General features: G+C 64.7%; 19 protein-coding genes and 1 other RNA gene. 3 read left to right on the top strand and 17 right to left on the bottom strand.

Going from position 1 to position 17,094, the window contains the following annotated elements:
• Positions 1–98: 98 nt before the first annotated feature.
• The 7 genes from purL to CXQ89_RS00065 form a co-directional block, all read right to left on the bottom strand.
• Complete coding sequence (purL, locus tag CXQ89_RS00095; RefSeq protein ID WP_104159912.1) at positions 99–2,408, bottom strand: phosphoribosylformylglycinamidine synthase subunit PurL; 2,310 nt, start codon at positions 2,406–2,408, stop codon at positions 99–101.
• Complete coding sequence (gene purQ / locus CXQ89_RS00090) at positions 2,409–3,185, bottom strand: phosphoribosylformylglycinamidine synthase subunit PurQ (protein WP_372434211.1); 777 nt, start codon at positions 3,183–3,185, stop codon at positions 2,409–2,411.
• Positions 3,185–3,439, bottom strand: coding sequence for a phosphoribosylformylglycinamidine synthase subunit PurS (gene purS / locus CXQ89_RS00085; protein ID WP_104053637.1), 255 nt, complete (start codon positions 3,437–3,439; stop codon positions 3,185–3,187). Before purS ends, purQ begins: the two co-directional genes overlap by 1 nt.
• 158 nt (positions 3,440–3,597) lie before the next feature.
• Positions 3,598–4,374 (bottom strand): amino acid ABC transporter ATP-binding protein, encoded by a 777-nt coding sequence (locus CXQ89_RS00080; RefSeq protein ID WP_104159910.1) that lies wholly within the window; start codon positions 4,372–4,374, stop codon positions 3,598–3,600.
• Positions 4,361–5,029 carry an amino acid ABC transporter permease gene (locus CXQ89_RS00075; protein ID WP_104159909.1) on the bottom strand — a complete coding sequence of 223 codons (669 nt, stop codon included), beginning with the start codon at positions 5,027–5,029 and terminating at the stop codon, positions 4,361–4,363. Before CXQ89_RS00075 ends, CXQ89_RS00080 begins: the two co-directional genes overlap by 14 nt.
• Positions 5,030–5,037: 8 nt before the next feature.
• Positions 5,038–5,844 (bottom strand): amino acid ABC transporter substrate-binding protein, encoded by an 807-nt coding sequence (locus CXQ89_RS00070; protein WP_104159908.1) that lies wholly within the window; start codon positions 5,842–5,844, stop codon positions 5,038–5,040.
• A 92-nt stretch (positions 5,845–5,936) separates the two neighbouring features.
• Positions 5,937–6,347: a hypothetical protein gene (locus CXQ89_RS00065; protein ID WP_237685525.1), complete on the bottom strand. Its 411-nt coding sequence runs from the start codon at positions 6,345–6,347 to the stop codon at positions 5,937–5,939.
• Between the two features lie 152 nt (positions 6,348–6,499).
• Here CXQ89_RS00065 and CXQ89_RS00060 point away from each other — a divergent pair, with 152 nt between their 5' ends.
• Positions 6,500–6,982, top strand: coding sequence for a DUF4442 domain-containing protein (locus tag CXQ89_RS00060; RefSeq protein ID WP_237688641.1), 483 nt, complete (start codon positions 6,500–6,502; stop codon positions 6,980–6,982).
• A gap of 20 nt (positions 6,983–7,002) precedes the next feature.
• Here the strand turns inward: CXQ89_RS00060 and CXQ89_RS00055 are convergent, their stop codons facing one another.
• The 4 genes from CXQ89_RS00055 to CXQ89_RS00040 all read right to left on the bottom strand — a co-directional run bounded on the left by CXQ89_RS00055 (position 7,003) and on the right by CXQ89_RS00040 (position 9,541).
• Complete coding sequence (locus tag CXQ89_RS00055; RefSeq protein ID WP_104159907.1) at positions 7,003–7,524, bottom strand: hypothetical protein; 522 nt, start codon at positions 7,522–7,524, stop codon at positions 7,003–7,005.
• A gap of 31 nt (positions 7,525–7,555) precedes the next feature.
• Positions 7,556–8,089, bottom strand: coding sequence for an SRPBCC domain-containing protein (locus tag CXQ89_RS00050; protein ID WP_104053642.1), 534 nt, complete (start codon positions 8,087–8,089; stop codon positions 7,556–7,558).
• Positions 8,032–9,012 carry a 3-methyladenine DNA glycosylase gene (locus tag CXQ89_RS00045; RefSeq protein ID WP_104159906.1) on the bottom strand — a complete coding sequence of 327 codons (981 nt, stop codon included), beginning with the start codon at positions 9,010–9,012 and terminating at the stop codon, positions 8,032–8,034. The genes CXQ89_RS00050 and CXQ89_RS00045 overlap by 58 nt, the downstream gene beginning before the upstream one ends.
• Before the next feature lie 70 nt (positions 9,013–9,082).
• A complete protein-coding gene (locus CXQ89_RS00040; protein WP_258059740.1) occupies positions 9,083–9,541 on the bottom strand; it encodes a MarR family winged helix-turn-helix transcriptional regulator in 459 nt (152 codons plus the stop codon).
• Between the two features lie 86 nt (positions 9,542–9,627).
• Here CXQ89_RS00040 and CXQ89_RS00035 point away from each other — a divergent pair, with 86 nt between their 5' ends.
• Together CXQ89_RS00035 and CXQ89_RS00030 are read left to right on the top strand one after the other, a co-directional pair.
• Entirely contained in the window at positions 9,628–9,843 is a 216-nt protein-coding gene (locus CXQ89_RS00035) for a hypothetical protein (RefSeq protein ID WP_104102893.1), read from the top strand.
• Positions 9,844–9,982: 139 nt separating this feature from the next.
• On the top strand, positions 9,983–10,294 hold the full coding sequence (locus CXQ89_RS00030; RefSeq protein WP_104159904.1) for a hypothetical protein: 312 nt from the start codon (positions 9,983–9,985) through the stop codon (positions 10,292–10,294).
• A 9-nt stretch (positions 10,295–10,303) separates the two neighbouring features.
• Here the strand turns inward: CXQ89_RS00030 and CXQ89_RS00025 are convergent, their stop codons facing one another.
• From CXQ89_RS00025 to CXQ89_RS18540, 6 genes are all read right to left on the bottom strand, one after another.
• Positions 10,304–11,590, bottom strand: coding sequence for an aspartate kinase (locus CXQ89_RS00025; RefSeq protein WP_104159903.1), 1,287 nt, complete (start codon positions 11,588–11,590; stop codon positions 10,304–10,306).
• Between the two features lie 245 nt (positions 11,591–11,835).
• On the bottom strand, positions 11,836–12,432 hold the full coding sequence (gene recR, locus CXQ89_RS00020) for a recombination mediator RecR (RefSeq protein WP_104053647.1): 597 nt from the start codon (positions 12,430–12,432) through the stop codon (positions 11,836–11,838).
• A gap of 122 nt (positions 12,433–12,554) precedes the next feature.
• The gene (locus CXQ89_RS00015; RefSeq protein WP_104159902.1) at positions 12,555–15,536 is read right to left on the bottom strand and encodes a DNA polymerase III subunit gamma and tau; all 2,982 of its coding nucleotides are present in this window, start codon (positions 15,534–15,536) and stop codon (positions 12,555–12,557) included.
• A 78-nt stretch (positions 15,537–15,614) separates the two neighbouring features.
• Positions 15,615–15,710: signal recognition particle sRNA small type (gene ffs / locus CXQ89_RS00010), an RNA gene on the bottom strand.
• Between the two features lie 152 nt (positions 15,711–15,862).
• Entirely contained in the window at positions 15,863–16,456 is a 594-nt protein-coding gene (locus tag CXQ89_RS00005; RefSeq protein ID WP_104159901.1) for a GNAT family N-acetyltransferase, read from the bottom strand.
• 425 nt (positions 16,457–16,881) lie between these two features.
• The coding region (locus CXQ89_RS18540) for a hypothetical protein (RefSeq protein WP_219815552.1) at positions 16,882–17,094 on the bottom strand (213 nt) is incomplete at its 5' end.

The raw sequence follows: 17,094 nt of genomic DNA, 5'->3' as shown, positions 1-17,094 counted from the left end.
ACTCAGGGAAAGTAATCTTCACCACATCGCGGCTGAGGGCGGCAGGCGCGGCCCCGGACGGGACGAGCACCTGCCGCCCTCAGCGGACGGAGCGGAGCTTAGCCGAAATGCTTCGGCAGGGTGCCCTCGTGGGCTTCCTTCAACTCGGACAGGGGCAGCGAGAAGCGGCCCTGGAAGTCCAGCGCCTCAATCTCGGTGTCCACCACGCCAATACGCATGTGCGCATAGCCGCGGGCCGAGCACATGTCCTTGAAACGGACCTCTTCACTGCGGGCCACGGACACCAGGGCACGGGACTGGGACTCGGAGAACAGCATCGTGAACAGGTCCACGCCGTCACGCTCGCAGACCTCGTCCAGCCCAATGCGGGCACCCACGCCGAAGCGCAGCGCCATCTCGGACAGGGCCGCTGCGAGACCGCCTTCGGAGAGGTCATGCGCGGCGTCGATCATGCCGTCGCGGGAGGCGTTGACCAGCAGTTCGCCGAGCAGCTTTTCCGTCTTCAGGTCCACCGCGGGCGGCTGTCCGCCCAGGTGGCCGTGCAGGTTGGCGAATTCTGAGCCGTCCAGCTCGTCCTTCGTGACGCCCATCAGGTAGATGGCCTGACCGTCTTCGCGCCAGCCCGACGGCGTGCGGCGGGCGACGTCGTCGAACACGCCCAGCACACCCACCACGGGGGTGGGGTGGATGGCAACGCCGCCGGTCTGGTTGTACAGGGAGACGTTGCCGCCGGTGACCGGGATGCCCAGTTCCTGGCAGCCGTCGGCCAGGCCGCGGACGGCCTCGGCGAACTGCCACATGACCTCGGGATCCTCGGGGGAGCCGAAGTTCAGGCAGTCGGTCACCGCCAGCGGGGTGGCCCCGGAGGTGGCCACGTTGCGGTAGGACTCGGCCAGGGCCAGACGCGCACCCTCGTAAGGGTTGAGGTAGGTGTAACGGCCGTTGGCGTCGGTGGAGATGGCCACGCCCAAACCGGTTGTCTCATCCACGCGGATGACACCGGCGTCGTCGGGCATTGCCAGTGCGGTGTTGCCCTGGACGTAGCGGTCAAACTGGTTGGTGACCCAGGACTTGTCGCACATGTTGGGGGAAGCCATCAGCTCCAGGATGGACGCCTTGATGGCCTCGGCGCCGAACGGGCGGGTGCCGGCAAAAGCGTCGGCCTGCACCTTGTCCTGCCATTCGGGGCGGTGGAAGGGGCGGTGGTAGACCGGGCCCTCGTGCGCCACGGTCTTGGGATCGACGTCGACGATCGTTTCGCCGTCCCAGTCGATGATCAGCCGGCCGGTGCCGGTGACCTCGCCGAGCCAGGAGTACTCCACGTTCCACTTGTCCATGATGGCCTCGAACGCCTCAACGTTCTCCGGCGTGACCACGGCCATCATGCGTTCCTGCGACTCTGACATCAGGATTTCGCCCGGGGTCAGGGTGGGATCGCGCAGCAGCACGTTGGTCAGCTCCACGTGCATGCCGCCGTCGCCGTTGGACGCCAGTTCCGACGTCGCGCAGGAAATGCCGGCCGCGCCCAGGTCCTGGATGCCCTCCACCACGGAAGCCTTGAACAGTTCCAGGCAGCACTCGATGAGGACCTTTTCCGCGAACGGGTCGCCCACCTGCACGGCGGGGCGCTTGGACGGTTTGGTGGCGTCGAAGGATTCGGAGGCCAGCACGGACGCGCCGCCGATGCCGTCGCCGCCGGTGCGCGCACCGAACAGGACCACCTTGTTGCCCACGCCGGAGGCGTTGGCCAGGCGGATGTCCTCGTGGCGCATGACGCCCACGGCCAGCGCGTTGACCAGCGGGTTGCCCTGGTAGACGGAGTCAAAGACCACTTCGCCGCCGATGTTGGGCAGGCCCAGGGAGTTGCCGTAGCCGCCGATGCCGGAGACGATGCCGTGCACCAGCCGGGCGGTGTCCGGGTGGTCGATGGCGCCGAAACGCAGCGGATCCATCACGGCCACCGGGCGGGCGCCCATGGAAATGATGTCGCGGACAATGCCGCCGACGCCGGTCGCGGCGCCCTGGTAGGGCTCCACGAAGGAGGGGTGGTTGTGGGATTCCACCTTGAAGGTCACGGCCCAGCCCTCGCCGATGTCCACGACGCCGGCGTTCTCGCCGATGCCCACCAGCAGGTGCTCCTTCATCTTCTCGGTGACCTTCTCACCGAACTGTTTCAGGTGCACCTTGGAGGACTTGTAGGAGCAGTGCTCGGACCACATGACCGAGTACATGGCCAGTTCCGCCGCGGTGGGGCGGCGGCCCAGGATTTCCACAACGCGGTTGTATTCGTCTTCCTTCAGGCCGAGTTCAGCCCAGGGGAGATCGGTGTCCGGGGTCGCGGCGGCGTGCTCGACGGTGTCGATGCGGAATTTCTTCGCTCCGGCGGGGGAGTCTGCGGAAACTGTCATTTATTTGCCTCCGGCAACAAGCGAGGTGAGAACTGAGGTGAAAATGCCCAGGCCGTCGGTGCCGTAGCCCAGCCCGACCTCGCCGTAGGCGGAGGAATCCGGGCCGAAGCCGGCCTCTACCGCATGTTCGGGGTGCGGCATGAGTCCCACGACGTTGCCGGCGGCGTTGGTGATGCCGGCAATGTTCCGGCGCGAGCCGTTGGGGTTGGCGCCGTCGTAGCGGAACACCACGCGGCCTTCACCCTCGAGCTCGTCCAGCGTCTTTTCATCCGCGACGTACTGGCCGTCCTGGTTTTTCAGTGGAATGACCATGCCGGAGTTTTTCTCGTAGGAACCGGTCCAGGCCGTGGTGTTGTTTTCCACGCGCAGGAGCTGGTCCGCGCAGGAGAACTTGAGGTGGTTGTTCTTGATCATGGAGCCGGGCAGCAGATGTGCCTCGGTGAGGATCTGGAAGCCGTTGCAGATGCCCAGCACGGGCATGCCGCCCTTGGAGGCATCCACCACCTTGTCCATCAGCGGCGCAAAGCGGGCGATGGCCCCGGCGCGGAGGTAGTCCCCGTAGGAGAAACCGCCGGGGATGATGACGGCGTCCACGCTTTGCAGGTTCGCTTCGTTGTGCCAGAGGCCGACGGCGGTGCCGCCGGCGAGCGTTACCGCACGGGCGGCGTCGCGGTCGTCCAGGGTGCCGGGGAAGGTGACAATGCCAATCCGCACGGCCCGCAGGGCATCGTTTTCGGGGGCGACGGAGAAGTCGCCGATCAGGGGAGTGCTCAAAATCAGGCCTCCGGGATTACTTCAACGCGGGTGACGTCTTCAATAACGGGGTTGGACAGCAGCGTGGCGGCTGCCGTGCGTGCCTGCTCGAGGACTTCTTCAGTCACGTCGCCGTCCACGGTCAGTTCGAAGCGCTTGCCCTGGCGGACGCCGGTAAATCCGGTCAGGCCCAGGCGCGGGAGGGCGCCGGCGATGGCCTTGCCCTGCGGATCGAGGATTTCGGGTTTGGGCATAACGTCAACAACGATCCGGGGCATCCGGGCAACTCCTGTGAGAGAAAATGGGTGGCCGCGGACCCTGCCGTCTCACGCTGATTCAGCGCTCCGCGAGCTTGCACTGTCCAGTCTAGCGGCGTTTTCCGTGCCCGTCCTTTCGTGTCTTTCAGGGGTCCGGAACGGCCCTTTCGGCGGGGCCGCTAGTGGTCCAGCAGCCGCTGCACGAACTGGCGGGTGCGCTCCTGCTTCGGGGCCGCAAGAACCTCCGAGGGCGGCCCCTCCTCCACGACAACGCCCCCGTCCATGAAGATGACGCGGTCTGCCACATCCCGTGCGAAGCGAAGCTCGTGCGTGACAAGCAGCATTGTCCAGCCCTCGGCTGCGAGTTCACGGATGGCCTCCAGGACCTCACCCACGAGTTCCGGATCCAGTGCGGAGGTGGGCTCGTCGAAAAGCAGCAGGCGCGGCTTGAGGGCGAGTGCCCGGGCTATGCCCACCCGCTGCTGCTGGCCGCCGGAGAGCTGATAAGGATAAGAGTCGCTCTTGTCGGCAAGCCCAACGCGTTCCAGCAGGGCCAGCGCGTCTGCGGAGGCTTCCTCCCGGGGGCGCCGCTGCACCCGAACCGGCCCCTCCATCACGTTTTCCAGCACCGTGCGGTGGGGAAACAGGTTGTAGTGCTGGAAAACCATGGCGCTGTGTTCCCGCAATCCCGACACCGTGCGGCGCGGAGGTTTGCTGCCGAAGTCCACCGCGGCCCCTTCGGCAAACTGCACCGTCCCCGAGCCAGGTACCTCCAGGCCGTTGAGGCAGCGCAGGACGGTGGTTTTGCCTGATCCGCTGGGACCAATCAGTGCAACCACTTGGCCGCGGCGGATGTCCAGGTCAATTCCCTTGAGCACTTCCACCGGGCCGAAGCGTTTGTGGAGGCCGCGGACGGTAAGGACGTCGGACCCGGCCGGGTTCTCATTTGGCGACATGGCGGTCCAGCCTCCTTTCAAGGGCTGATTGTCCCGTGGACAGGACGAGGCAGATCATCCAATAGATGAAGGCGGCCTCAATGTAGAGGGCCATAAACTCCCGGCTGAAGGCCGCTATCTCCTGTGCCTGCCGGAAGAGCTCGGTGACGAGGATCAGCGAGGCGAGGGAAGTGTCCTTGACCAGGCTGATGAAGGTGTTCGAGAGCGGCGGCACCGATACCCGTGCCGCCTGGGGGAGGATCACGCGGATGAGGGTCTGCGCGGGGGACATCCGGATGGTGTACGCCGCTTCCCACTGGCCGCGCGGGACGGAGAGGATGGCGGCCCTGATGACTTCGGCCGCATAACCGCCCACGTTGAGGGAGAACGCGATGACGGCGCTGGGCCACGGGGGAACCAGCACTCCGATGGAAGGCAGCCCGTAAAAGATGACAAAGAGCTGGACCAGCAGCGGCGTGCCCCGGACAACCGACACGTAGGCGCGGGCAATGCCGGAGAGGATCCGCACCTTCGACAGGCGCATCAGGGCGATGCCGAGCGCAATGGCCAGACCCAGGACAAACGAGACCAAGGCCAGCGGGATGGTGCCCTTCACCGCTCCTTCCACAAGGGGCAGGAAGGAGCGCAGGACAAGGTCCCAGGTCGACTCATCCACGGACGGACCTACTCGGAGACGTTCTCGCCGAAGTACTTCTCCGAGATCTCGGCGAGCGTTCCGTCAGCACGCAGTTCGGACAGCGCTTCGTTCACGGCGTCGCGCAGTTCAGTGTTGCCCTTCGCGAAGGCGAAGGCCGAAAGCGCGGGATCATCGGTTTCGGCGGCGACCTCCAGCGGGGCGTCAGGGGTCTGCTGCATGTAGTCCAGGTACGTGAGCTTGTCATTGACCGTCGCGTCAACGCGTCCCTGCTCCAGCAGGGCCACTGCCTGGGCCCAGCCCTCCACGGCTTCGACTTTTGCCCCGTTTTCCTGCGCCAGTGTGTACCAGTTGCTGGTGAGGGACTGCGCGGTGGTCTTGTCCTTCAGATCCGCAAAGGAGCTGATGGACGATTCACCGGCGGGTACCACAATGACCCCCGGGCTCACGGTGTAGGGCTCGGAGAACTCGTATGATTCTTCGCGCTGGGGGTTGATGGACACCTGATTGGCGATCATGGCAAAACGGTTGGCCTCCAGCCCGGCAAAGATGGCGTCCCACTGCGTTTCTTCGAACTTCACGTCAAGGCCGAGTTTGTCCGCTACGGCCTCGGTGATTTCGATGTCATATCCGGTCAGGTCACCCGAACCGTCAGTGTGGAAGCTGAACGGACGGTAGGTGCCTTCCGTGCCCACCACTATGGTGCCGGCTTCCTGAATGGCCTCAAGTCCGGTGGGAGCGGTGGCGGCGTCATCAGTCCCGCTTGACCCGCAGGCAGCAAGCGTCAGGGTCCCGGTGGCCAGTGCGAGTGCTGCGAGGGTCTTGTGGATGCGCATGAGTCTCCTAGGGGTGTGGCAGACACACTACGCACTGGCGGCGGGATCTGCACGCAGCTTGTTACGTTGCGTGCAGATCCCGCCTGGCCCGGTCAGGCCGGCACGCTGATCTGGAACCCGCAGCGGCACCGCAGCACTGTGGTGTCCAGCTGGACCTCGGGAACGGGAGTGCCGTCCGGGTCGGTGAAGACGGGTTCAAAAATGGACGCTATGGCGCTGTCCTTGGGCTGCATCGGCTCTCCGCAGTGCAGATACTGTGCGGTGGTGCTGTCCGATTTCAGTTGCCGTGCACGCACGGACGAGTGCCGCACCGGATGGCCATAAAAGCTGTCGCATTCCGAGCAGGTGTAGCTGATTTCCAGGAACTCCGCTGCGTCATCGCCAACGGCCGGTTCCACGGATTCAATAATGAGGTAGTCATCCGTTCCGCACCGGGTACACCAGGGAACGTAGGGTTCAGGCGCAGGGTCTGCTTCGCCTTCGGGTCGTGCCTGCGTTGACATTTGTGCCTCCAGATATGGTCCGGGCGGAAGACCTCCGGCCGGATCGGATACTAAGCATGCTTAATGATTTTACGTAGTGAAGGGGTAGGGAACAAGTCTTCGAAGGCAGGCGGATGGAAGATGAGCTGCGTCACGGCCGCTAGAGTGGGTGCGTGAAAGCTCTGACCGTGAAGCCGGCCGTGATGCGCCGGTTCATCAATCTTTGGCCGCCCTTTGTTTTTTCCGGCATTCACATCACGCATCTGGGCGCTGATTCGCTGTCCGCAGAGGTGCGGCTGCGGTTGCACTGGTGGAACCGCAATGTAGCGGGGGTGCATTTTGGCGGGTCGCTTTTTGCCATGACGGATCCCTTTTGGATGATGCTTCTGCTGCGTCATCTGGGCGCGGACCACGTGGTGTGGGACCGGGCGGCGGAAATCGATTTCATCAAGCCCGGGCGCGGCGAGGTCACGGCCCGCTTTGTCCTGGCTCCGGCCGACGTGGAGCGCCTGAGGAAGCTGGCTGCCGGCGGGGACAAGGTCCTGGAGTGGTTCTCCGTGGACGTGGTGGATGCCGACGGCGGTGTGGTGGCGCGGGTGCGCAAGCAGGTCTACGTCCGCCGCAAGCAGGAGCGGAACAAGACAGTAGCTGGCTAACCGAACGCTCGGACCGGCCGCTACAGGTTTCCCTCCGCCGGGCCGAGCAGGGCGGTAAGGTTCTCCCACCGGCCGATTTCACAGCCGTCCCGCAGCGAGAAGGTGCGGTCCACGGCTTCGCCGTTCACAGTGCCGGTGACATGGGCGCGCTGCTGCCCCTTGATGATCTGGGTGCACATCAGATTCGCGTCCGGGGCGGCAAACAGCGCGCTTCCCTGGTCCGCCAGTCCTGCGCAGGCCGCTGCCGGATCAGGTGCGTCGGAGCTGCCCACGGGGGTGGCGCCGTCGCACTGCAATGTCCAGGTTGCGCTGGTGGTCTCTCCGTCTTGCCGGTACTCCACGGTCAGCGAGGTCCCGGCTGATGATGCATCCGGTGCCGGAGTTCCGCCGGTTGACGGGGATGCTGAGGGGGATGCAGAAGAGGAAGCAGAGGGAGCGGCAGACGAGGAGTCGGCTGACGGTGCGCCGGCGGAGTCGCCGCACGCCGACAGGGCAAGGGCGGCAACACCAAGGACCAGCAGTCCTCGAAGGGGACGGAACATGGGCGAGACCTCCGGGTAGGGTGGCCCCAGCCTAGCCAATTCCACCGGTTTCGTCCGCATCCGCTGCAGCACGCGCCTGAGCCAGGAAATACGGCCCCTGGCCGGGGTAATAGTCGCCGAACTCCGGAACCGTGGCTCCTCCGCGGACAGCCGCCAGCCGGTCCAGATAGTATTCCCAGCCGGGCCCCACGCCTTCCGCAGCCAGCGGATCGTCCAGATGATGAATGAAATCCAACCGGGTTCCGCCGGAGCGGCCCTGGAAACGGATCTCCAGGTCCCAGCTGCCGTACTCGTCCTCCACCAGCAGGCGAAGCAGTTCAGGGGCGGTGCATTCGGAAACCTGCAGCCGGCTCCACGGCAGTCCATCCTCATAGAGCATCTGAAGATCCAGCCATGATCCCCGGGCGGGGGTGCCCTGCCAGCGTCCAAACCAGGAGGCTGTTTGGGCGGAATCCGTGAAGCTGGACCAGACGGCGTCCGGCGGTTCCGAAAACAACCGGGAAAAAGTCAGGTCGTAGGATTCCGGTCCGGTGCGGGTGATCCTGCCGGTGGGTTGTGGCTCCATAGCTGCTCCTGAAGGGGTTCCAGCAGGCCAAGGATGCGGGCCCGCAGCAGTTGTGATTCTTCACTGAACTGTCGCTGGGCGGCAGCATATTCACTCCGGCCGCCCGGGGTTTCCACACGGATTGGAGAGTAGCCCCAATCCCGCAAATCGTAGGGGGAGGCCTGCATGTCCATGGTTCGAATGCGCCAGGACAGTTCAAAGCAGTCCATGACCAGTTCGCTCGGCAGCAGCGGCACCAGCTTGTAGGCCCACTTGTAGAGGTCCATGTTGGCGTGCAGGCAGCCGGGCTGCTCCAGGTCAACCTGGTTTTCGCGGGTGGGCCGGAGTTCATTCAGGGGCACCGCCTGCGGTGCGTAGAAACGGAATGCGTCGAAGTGGGTGCACCGGATCTTGCTGCGCTCCACGAGCTCGTCAGTTCCCTGCGCACCCAGGCGGAGCTGCAGGTATTCATGTCTGATGCCGTTGGTGTCCGACTTGTAGGCCATCGCCCACTCATGCATGCCGAAGCAGCCCAGTGTTGCCTTCCGTGCGGCAGTGCGGGCAAGCAGCCTGGCCGTGAAGGCAGTGGCGTCTCCCCGCGCCGCCGCAAAGGCGGGCAGGTCCACGGTCACCGCCGTCGTGCCGGCGCCGAGTCCCGCCGCTGCAAGTTCCGGCTCGCTGAGGGGGCGGTAAAACTTCCAGTCTTTGCGCTCGCCGGCCGCCGTCCCAGCCAGGACGACGCCGGCCCCCGGATGCCAGCGCAGCAGCTGTCCGGGCTTCTGGGAGTAGTAGGTAAAGAGGAAATCTTCCACGGGGTGTTTTTGCCCCGCCGACCGGCGGGACAGGAATCCCTCCACGAAAGGCTGCACGCGCTCCCGGTGCTGCTGAACCAGCGGCAGCCACTGATCCTCTCGGAGGACGGCGGAGAAAGCGGAAGAAGTCACGCAATCATTATCCCGCTCCCGCTCCCCGTTGTGGGGCCCGGTGCCGTTGCTGCGGCCCCCGGGGACCGAATCAGTTCTGATCCGCTGCCACTGCCAACTGTGCGGACTCAATCAGACGCCGCATGGCTTCATTCAGTTCCTGCACCTGTTCCCGGGTCAGATTCAACCGTTCCAGCATGGTGCCCGGGACCTCAGCAGCCATCCCCCGAAGGGAACGTCCGGCTTCCGTCAGCTCCACGGCCAGGGACCGGTCATCTTCCGGTGCACGGTTGCGCGTGAGGAGCCCGGCCGCCTCCAGCCGCTTGAGCATCGGCGACAGGGTGGCCGGCTCCATGGCCAGGGCCGCACCGAGGCTGCGGACGCTTCGCGGGCTCTGCTCCCAGAGGGCAAGCATGACCAGATACTGCGGATGGGTGAGACCGAGTTTTTCCAGCACGGGTTTGTAGGCGCCGACAACGCTTCGGGAGGCCACGGACAGGGCAAAGCACAGCTGATGTTCCAGCAGGAGGTCCTCATCAACCCGGCTCATGTCCTCATCCCTTCTTGAAATCATTAGTGCACTAATGATTAGCGTACTATGGGCTGCAGGCAAGGAAGTTGCGAAAGGTGCAGGACATGGCTGACAAAGAGAGCTTTACCTCAAAATTCATGCGGACAACCGGCAAGGTCCGGTTGATTTTCGGTCCTGCCCAGACCAGTGCCCTGGACCATCCCATGACGGATGAAAACCAGCAGCTGCTCAAGGAACAGCAGGCCCAGGAAAAGGCTCTTTGGGAAACGGTTACGCGCGCCGACGGCAGCAGTTACATCGTTTCCCGCAAGCCTGAGTAGCAACTCCGAGAAAACCCGATACCGACGTTTGCGTATTCGACCCGTACCACCACGGTGAGCGCGTACGGTTGATTAACCCGGAACCCAGGCCACCTGCGTCTGGACGGACTTCCGGCCTCAACCGCACAAGGAACTTTCCATGAGCGCTGAAATCCCTCCCCGGCCTGCACCCTTCGCCCACGGCGCCGGGATGGCCGGTCGGGTGGCCCGCCTGGTCTCCGTCTTCTACGGAGATGCTGAACGCGATCGGGTAACCGAACCCGTACGGCATCTGCACGACGATCTGGAAAATGAGATCGACGACCAGCTACGGTCCATCCGGGTGGAAACGGATGCAGACGGCGGGCACTACGCCGTCCGGGTTACCGACCCGGCGGAACCTGAGCCGCCGGGACTGCCCCTGTCCTACCGGAACTATTCGCTTCGTCCGCCGCTGCCCCCGGACGCCTAAACAGTCGTTCTAGCGGCCGGTGCCGCCGTACACGGTGGCCTCCGCTTCGCCGTCGAGCCCGAATGCGGCATGGACGGCGCGGACAGCCGTGTTCAATAGCGCGGCGTCAGTGACAACCGAGATGCGGATTTCCGACGTGGAGATCATGTCGATGTTCACCCCGGCCAGATGCAGTGCCTCGAAGAACTTGTGCGAGACGCCCGGGTTGGAGCGCATGCCGGCGCCGATCAGGGACAGCTTGCCGATCTGCTCGTTGTAGTCGATGCTGTCGAAGCCGACCTCCGCCTTGGCCGCGTTCAGGGCTGCCATGGCCGCCTGGCCGTCAACGATCGGCAGGGTGAAGGAGATATCCGTCTTTCCCGAGCCCTGGGTGGAGACGTTCTGCACGATCATGTCGATGTTCGTGTTGGCACCGGCCACGATGCCGAAGATCTCCGCCGCCTTGCCGGGGATGTCCGGCACGCCCACCACGGTGAGCTTGGCTTCGGAGCGGTCATGTGCGACGCCGGAAATGATGGGCTGTTCCAAGGGTTCTCCCTCTTGAATCTTGATCTTGTCATCGGGGCTGGGCAGGACCCAGGTTCCCTCGTGCTGGCTGAAGGAGGAGCGCACATGCAGCGGAACGCCAAAACGGCGGGCGTACTCCACGCAGCGCAGGTGCAGGATCTTGGCTCCGGACGCCGCCATTTCCAGCATTTCCTCGCTGGAGATGGTGTCAATCTTCTGAGCGGTGGGTGCCACGCGGGGATCCGCGGTGTAAATGCCGTCCACGTCGGTGTAGATTTCGCAGACGTCAGCGCCCAGCGCGGCGGCCAGCGCGACGGCGGTCGTGTCCGAACCGCCGCGGCCCAGCGTGGTGATGTCGTGGCTGTCCCGGCTCATGCCCTGGAACCCGGCGACAATGGCGACGTCGCCCTTCTCGATGGCCGTCTTGATCCGGTGCGGCGAAACATCAATGATGCGGGCCTTGCCGTGGATGGCATCGGTGATCATGCCGGCCTGGCTGCCGGTGAAGGACTGGGCGGATCCGCCGCGTTCGTTGATGGCCATGGCCAGCAGCGCCATGGAAATACGTTCACCGGCGCTCAGCAGCATGTCCATCTCGCGGGCGTTTCCACCGGAGGTAATCTGCGCGGCCAAATCCAGCAGTTCATCGGTGCTGTCACCCATGGCGGAAACCACCACCACCACCTCGTTGCCGGCGGCGTGAGTGTCCACAACCCGCTGGGCAACGCGCTTGATGCCTTCGGCGTCCGACACGGAGGAACCGCCGAATTTCTGAACTATCAGGCTCATGCGTACACGCTCTCTGAATCACTTCCGGTTTGCTGCCCGGCGACGTCCTCGGCGCAGTGCATCTGATGTCATCCCCGGCAGTCCAGGGAAGCCGGGCCACGGATACTGTGGCCAATCATCAAAAGTCTAGCGTTGCGGCCTGAACCGGCCGAAATAGAGGGGACATATGCACTTAATGTCACGTTCGGGCAGGTCCGGGGGGATGCCGGATGCTTCCGAGGTGCAGACGGGACCCGGAGAACCGGCTAGGACATGCTGCGCCGGCCCTCGAAGGCCCGGCCCAGCGTAATTTCGTCGGCGTATTCCAGGTCCCCGCCCACCGGCAGGCCGGACGCCAGCCGTGTGACGTTGATGCCCAGCGTCTTGAGCATGCGGGACAGGTACGTGGCCGTCGCTTCGCCTTCGAGGTTGGGGTCCGTGGCGATGATGATTTCGGAGATCTGCTCGTCCGAGAGCCGGCTGAGGAGCTCACGGATGCGAAGCTGGTCCGGTCCGATTCCGGCAATGGGATTAATGGCGCCGCCCAGCACGTGGTACCGGCCGCGGAAGGACCGGGTGCGTTCCACCGCAATGACGTCCTTGGACTCTTCAACCACGCAGATCATGGTCGGGTCCCGGCGGCTGTCGCGGCAGATGGCACACGTTTCCTGCTCGGTGACGTTGCCGCAGATGCTGCAGAACTTCACCTTGTCCTTGACCGTGACGATGGAGGACGCCAGTTTCCGCATGTCCTCCGGATCCGCTTCCAGAATGTGGAAGGCAATGCGCTGGGCGGACTTGGGGCCAATCCCCGGAAGCCGTCCCAGCTCATCAATCAGTTCCTGAACTGCGCCTTCGTACACGTGACCTTCTCTGCTGAATTGGTGCGCCGCCGTTGGGGCTGCGTTGGTGCTGCCGTTACCGGACGATCCCGCCGACAAAGCCGACGGGAGTGCATTGTCAGTCGGACCGCGGAAACGGCGGGTTACCGGCCGTCGACGCTGCGTTCTTCGATCAATCGGCCGCCCAAGATTCGCTCGATGGCTTTCCTGCCCACCAGCCCGGAATCTTCAAGCCGGATGTCATCCGCGCTGGGGATGTCTTCCACCAAGTTTACTGTGCTGCGCCCGGCGGAGGGGTTTGCCGAACCGCTGCGCGCGGCAGCTTCATTGAGCAGTTTTTGATACCGGCTCAGCGGCCGCCCGTCGTTGCCCGGCCCGGGCGCGGCGGTGGGAGGCACCGCAGCGGAAGGGGCGGACCGCTGTGCCTGCGGCTGCACGGGCGCGCTTGTGGACGACGACGATGCCTGGGCCGATCCTGCCTGGGCCGGTGCTGCTTGTGCCGCCGTGGACGGGGCGCCCTGGGCTGCCTGTGTTCCGCCCGCTTGCCGGGCCGGTGACGAACCTGTGCCGGCCCAGTTAGTGGCAGCCCATTCGCTGTCGGACAGATTGCCGGACGAGTACACGTCAACGGGCGGCTCGGCCTGCTCCCAGGCGTTGCTTTCCGGACCGCCGGCATACGGATCCTCCGGCGGCTCCTGCTGCCAGTCATCCGGCAGCGGGCCGGGTTCGACGGAAGTGCTTCGGCCGCCGCGGCCCGGGAACCGCGAAGAGGACGAGGACTGCTGTGCTGAACCCTGCTGTCCTGAACCCTGCTGGGGGACGGAACCTTGCTGAGGGCTTTGCCCGCGGCGACGGTTCAGGGCAGCGGCAGCCGCGGGGCCGGAAACAACGGCCGAGGAGCCGTGGGCGCGCTGTGGCTGTGCTGACGGTCCTGAGGCGTCGGGACGTGCCGAGCCGTTGAGCTGTTCTGGGCTGACGGACGGTGCCGAGCTGCTGGGCGGTACCGAGCTGCTGGACGGTACCGGCCTGCTGGGTGGCGCCGGGTGATCGGAACTGGCCTGGGCAGCCGGAGCTGCGGCGCGTGCGGGGGAATTTACGGAAACCGCCGGTGCCGACGACACAGCCGGAGCCTGTGCCGAATGGCCGACGGGTTGCTGGGACGGAGCCTGGACCTGAGCGGGAGCCGGCGCCGGGGTTAACCGGCTACCTGCTTTTGGGCCCGACTCACCCGCCGAACTGTCATGCACCACATTGACCTGGCAATCCACTCCAAGGACCTGGCTGACCGCCTTCCGGAGGTTCTCCAGATGGTCCGGGCGGTTGAAGTTTGTGGCGGCGCCCTGATTGCTGAACGCCAGCTGCAGGATTCGCCCGTCGAAGGACTTGGGGCTGGCGTTCTTGCTGACATTGAGCCATGTGGCGCGGCGGATTCCCGTGAGGGCATCCATGATTTCAGGCCACGCGCGGCGGATCATTTCGATCTGGCCGCCCGAAGCATCACCGGCACCACCCGTCTGCTGCGCGGCAGGGGCTGGAGTTGCGGGTGCCTGTGCCGCGGAAGGTGCCTGCCGGGGATCCCGTTCTGCAGCTGCAGGTGCAGGAGCGGCCGGACCGGCGGCCGTGGCCGGAGGCGTTGTACCGTTGCCGGCAAATCCGGACGGGGCGGCCGCCGCGGAGCCTTGGAACGTGTTTGTTGCGCCCTGCGGTTCCGGTGCAGTTGCCCACGTTCCGCCCCAGTCCAGGGGAGAACTGTCCGCAGCACCTGTTGAACCCGAAGTCTCGGCAGCACTCGAAGCGGCAGCAGCTGCCGGCACGGCATCCGGTCGGGATTCAGCCGGCGCTGCCGGTGCATCCGCAACCACGGCGGGTGTTTCCGGTGCCGCCGTCGGGCGTGCCGCCGGGATGGATTCCACCGGCGACGACGCAGCTGCAGCCCGGCCCACGGCCTCGGTGCTGTCCCCGGCGTAGCTCAGGCGCCGTTCAATGCGGTCTACACGTGCGGCGGTGCCGCGTTCGGTCTGGTCCGAGGCCGGCAGCAGGATGCGTGCACACAGCAGCTCCAGGTGCAGCCGCGGGGAAGTGGCGCCGGTCATTTCAGTCAGCGCGGTGTTGGTGATGTCCGCGGCGCGGGAGAGTTCGGCGCCGCCTAGCTGGGTTGCCTGGGTGCTCATCCGGCTGATCTGGTCCTCGGGCATGCCGCGCAGCACCGCGGCGGCGCTGTCCGGCATGGCGTGGACAATAATCAGGTCGCGGAAGCGTTCCAGCAGGTCCTCGACAAACCGGCGGGGGTCCTGGCCGGTCTGGATGACGCGGTCCACGGCGCGGAAGACGGTTGCGGCGTCGCCGGCTGCAAAGGCGTCAACGACGTCGTCGAGCAGTGAGATGGGCGTGTAGCCCAGGAGGTTGACGGCCAGCTCGTAGTCCAATCCGGATTCTCCGGCGCCGGCCATCAGCTGGTCCAGCACCGAGAGCGAGTCGCGGACGGATCCGCCGCCGGCACGGATCACCAGGGACAGGACGCCGGGGGCAACCGGAACGTTTTCCTGCTGGCAGAGCTTGTCCAGGTAGGCCAGGAGCGGTTCAGGCGGAACCAGGCGGAACGGATAGTGGTGGGTGCGGGACCGGATGGTGCCGATCACTTTGTCCGGCTCCGTGGTGGCGAAGATGAACTTGATGTGCTCCGGCGGTTCTTCGACGATCTTCAGCAGGGCGTTGAAGCCGGCGGACGTCACCATGTGGGCTTCGTCAATGATGAAAATCTTGTAGCGGTCGCGGACCGGGGCAAAGGTGGCGCGTTCGCGCAGGTCGCGGGCGTCGTCGACACCGCCGTGGCTGGCGGCGTCAATCTCGATGACATCGAGGCTGCCGGAGCCGTTGCGGGCCAGCTCAACGCAGCTGTCGCACTTGCCGCAGGGGACCGGCGTCGGGCCCTCGGCGCAGTTCAGGCAGCGCGCAAGGATGCGTGCGGAAGTGGTTTTGCCGCAGCCTCGGGGGCCGGAGAAGAGATAGGCGTGATTAACGCGGTTTTTGGAGAGCGCCGCCATCAGCGGTTCAGTGACGTGCTCCTGCCCGATCACATCCGCGAAGCTCTCGGGACGGTAGCGGCGGTAAAGGGCTGTACTCACAGATAGAACCCTATCGGTTGGCACTGACGGTTTGCATCCCGGCACCTGGGGCGGGGAAAACCTGCTGGTCCTGAAAAAATTAAAGACCCCCCATGCACCTGCCAGAGCCCGCTTACCCTTGCTACCTTCCGGTCCTGGGGGAGTTCACAGGATGACACCACATGAGGGGCCGCGAACCAGTCTACCCGATTTTTCGAGTGCTTATGCGGCGGCCGGCTCCAGGAGGTTCTGCCTGCCCTTCGGGGCCCTTGTTTGCCCCTGAACGCGACCTGTATTTAGGAGACACGCAGAATATGGGAGAGCCGCAGAGGAGGCGGATCCGAGGGTCAGAGCGGCGTCCGTATGTAGCGGTACATGTCCTTCCACTGCGTCCCCACCTTCTGCCAGGAGGGCAGCAGTGCATCCCTTCTGTAGCCGGCCCGTTCCGCCGTACGCCAGGACCCCTCATTCCATGGCTCTATATACAGGTGGATTTGGCGCATGTTCGCCTCCGTCAGGGCCCACTCCGTCAGCAGGTCCAGTGCGGCACCCGCATAGCCCTGTTTCCGGTGGTTCGGGCCGATCCAATATCCGATGGTGTCCGGGTTGCTGGTCCGGCGGGAGGATTGCCCCGGCCACAAGCCGATCTGGCCCACGGCAGTATCGGAGGAGGCATCGGCAATGGCGAAGGACCAGCCGGATCCGCTGTTCAACCGCTGATGCTGGCGTTCTATGAATGCCAGGGCTTCGGAGGGTCCGGAGGTAGAGGGAACGGAGGTAATGAGGGGAATCAGGGGATCCCGGGACGCAGATTGGACAAGTCCGACGTCGGCGGCTGTGAAAGCACGCAGCGTCACCCGGGTGCCGGCAGTGTGGGAGGGAGTTGTGAGGACAGGGAGTTCGAGCGGAATGCTCAGTGCCCGCTTACGGGACGACGGCATGGCGTTCCCTCCTATTGCTCCTCGGGCCAGGGCCCCTGGCGTGGACAACTTCCTGTCCACTTATCCGTAGCTGCACTGTGTATCCAACCCGCACTGTGTACCCAACCCGCGCCGTGTCCCCAACCTGCACTGTCCCTATCTATAGTGTGTCCGCTACCTATCCTGCAGGGCCCCGGAGTCAGCGGGATCTTTCGGGCTCTTCCCACGCGCTCCGGCGTCCGTTTGGGACGGGAGCGGAGGCGGCTTGGGGACGGTTTGCGGCCGATTTGCGGGTGGGTCAAAACCTGTGTAAAGTCTTCTAAGTCGCCGCGGCCGGGAGTTGGAAAACATCCCGAGCATGGCGGCCAAACCCCACCAAAAACTTCCTGGTGATCCTTCCTGCGCCTTACGGCCCGGGAGCGGAAAGCCGGGGCTTTTGCGCGGGGTCAGCCGGACACAATGAAGCAGTCTTCGGGAATTACCCCGAATTGCCAAATACGGTCCGGATGAAATAGAATAAAGAAACACTGCAGCGAAGAGAAAAGAAAAACATTCTTTGTTTTTCCGAGTATTTCGGATGCATCTGTTGTTTGAGAACTCAATAGTGTGCCAAGTTTATTGATACCAATTATTTTAATTGGTTGAACTGGTTGTTTCCG

This window comes from Arthrobacter sp. ZGTC212, from assembly GCF_002929255.1.
GTDB lineage: Bacteria > Actinomycetota > Actinomycetes > Actinomycetales > Micrococcaceae > Arthrobacter_B > Arthrobacter_B sunyaminii.
Note: the sequence above shows the minus strand (reverse complement) of the source record. Positions and strands in the feature narration are given on the sequence as shown.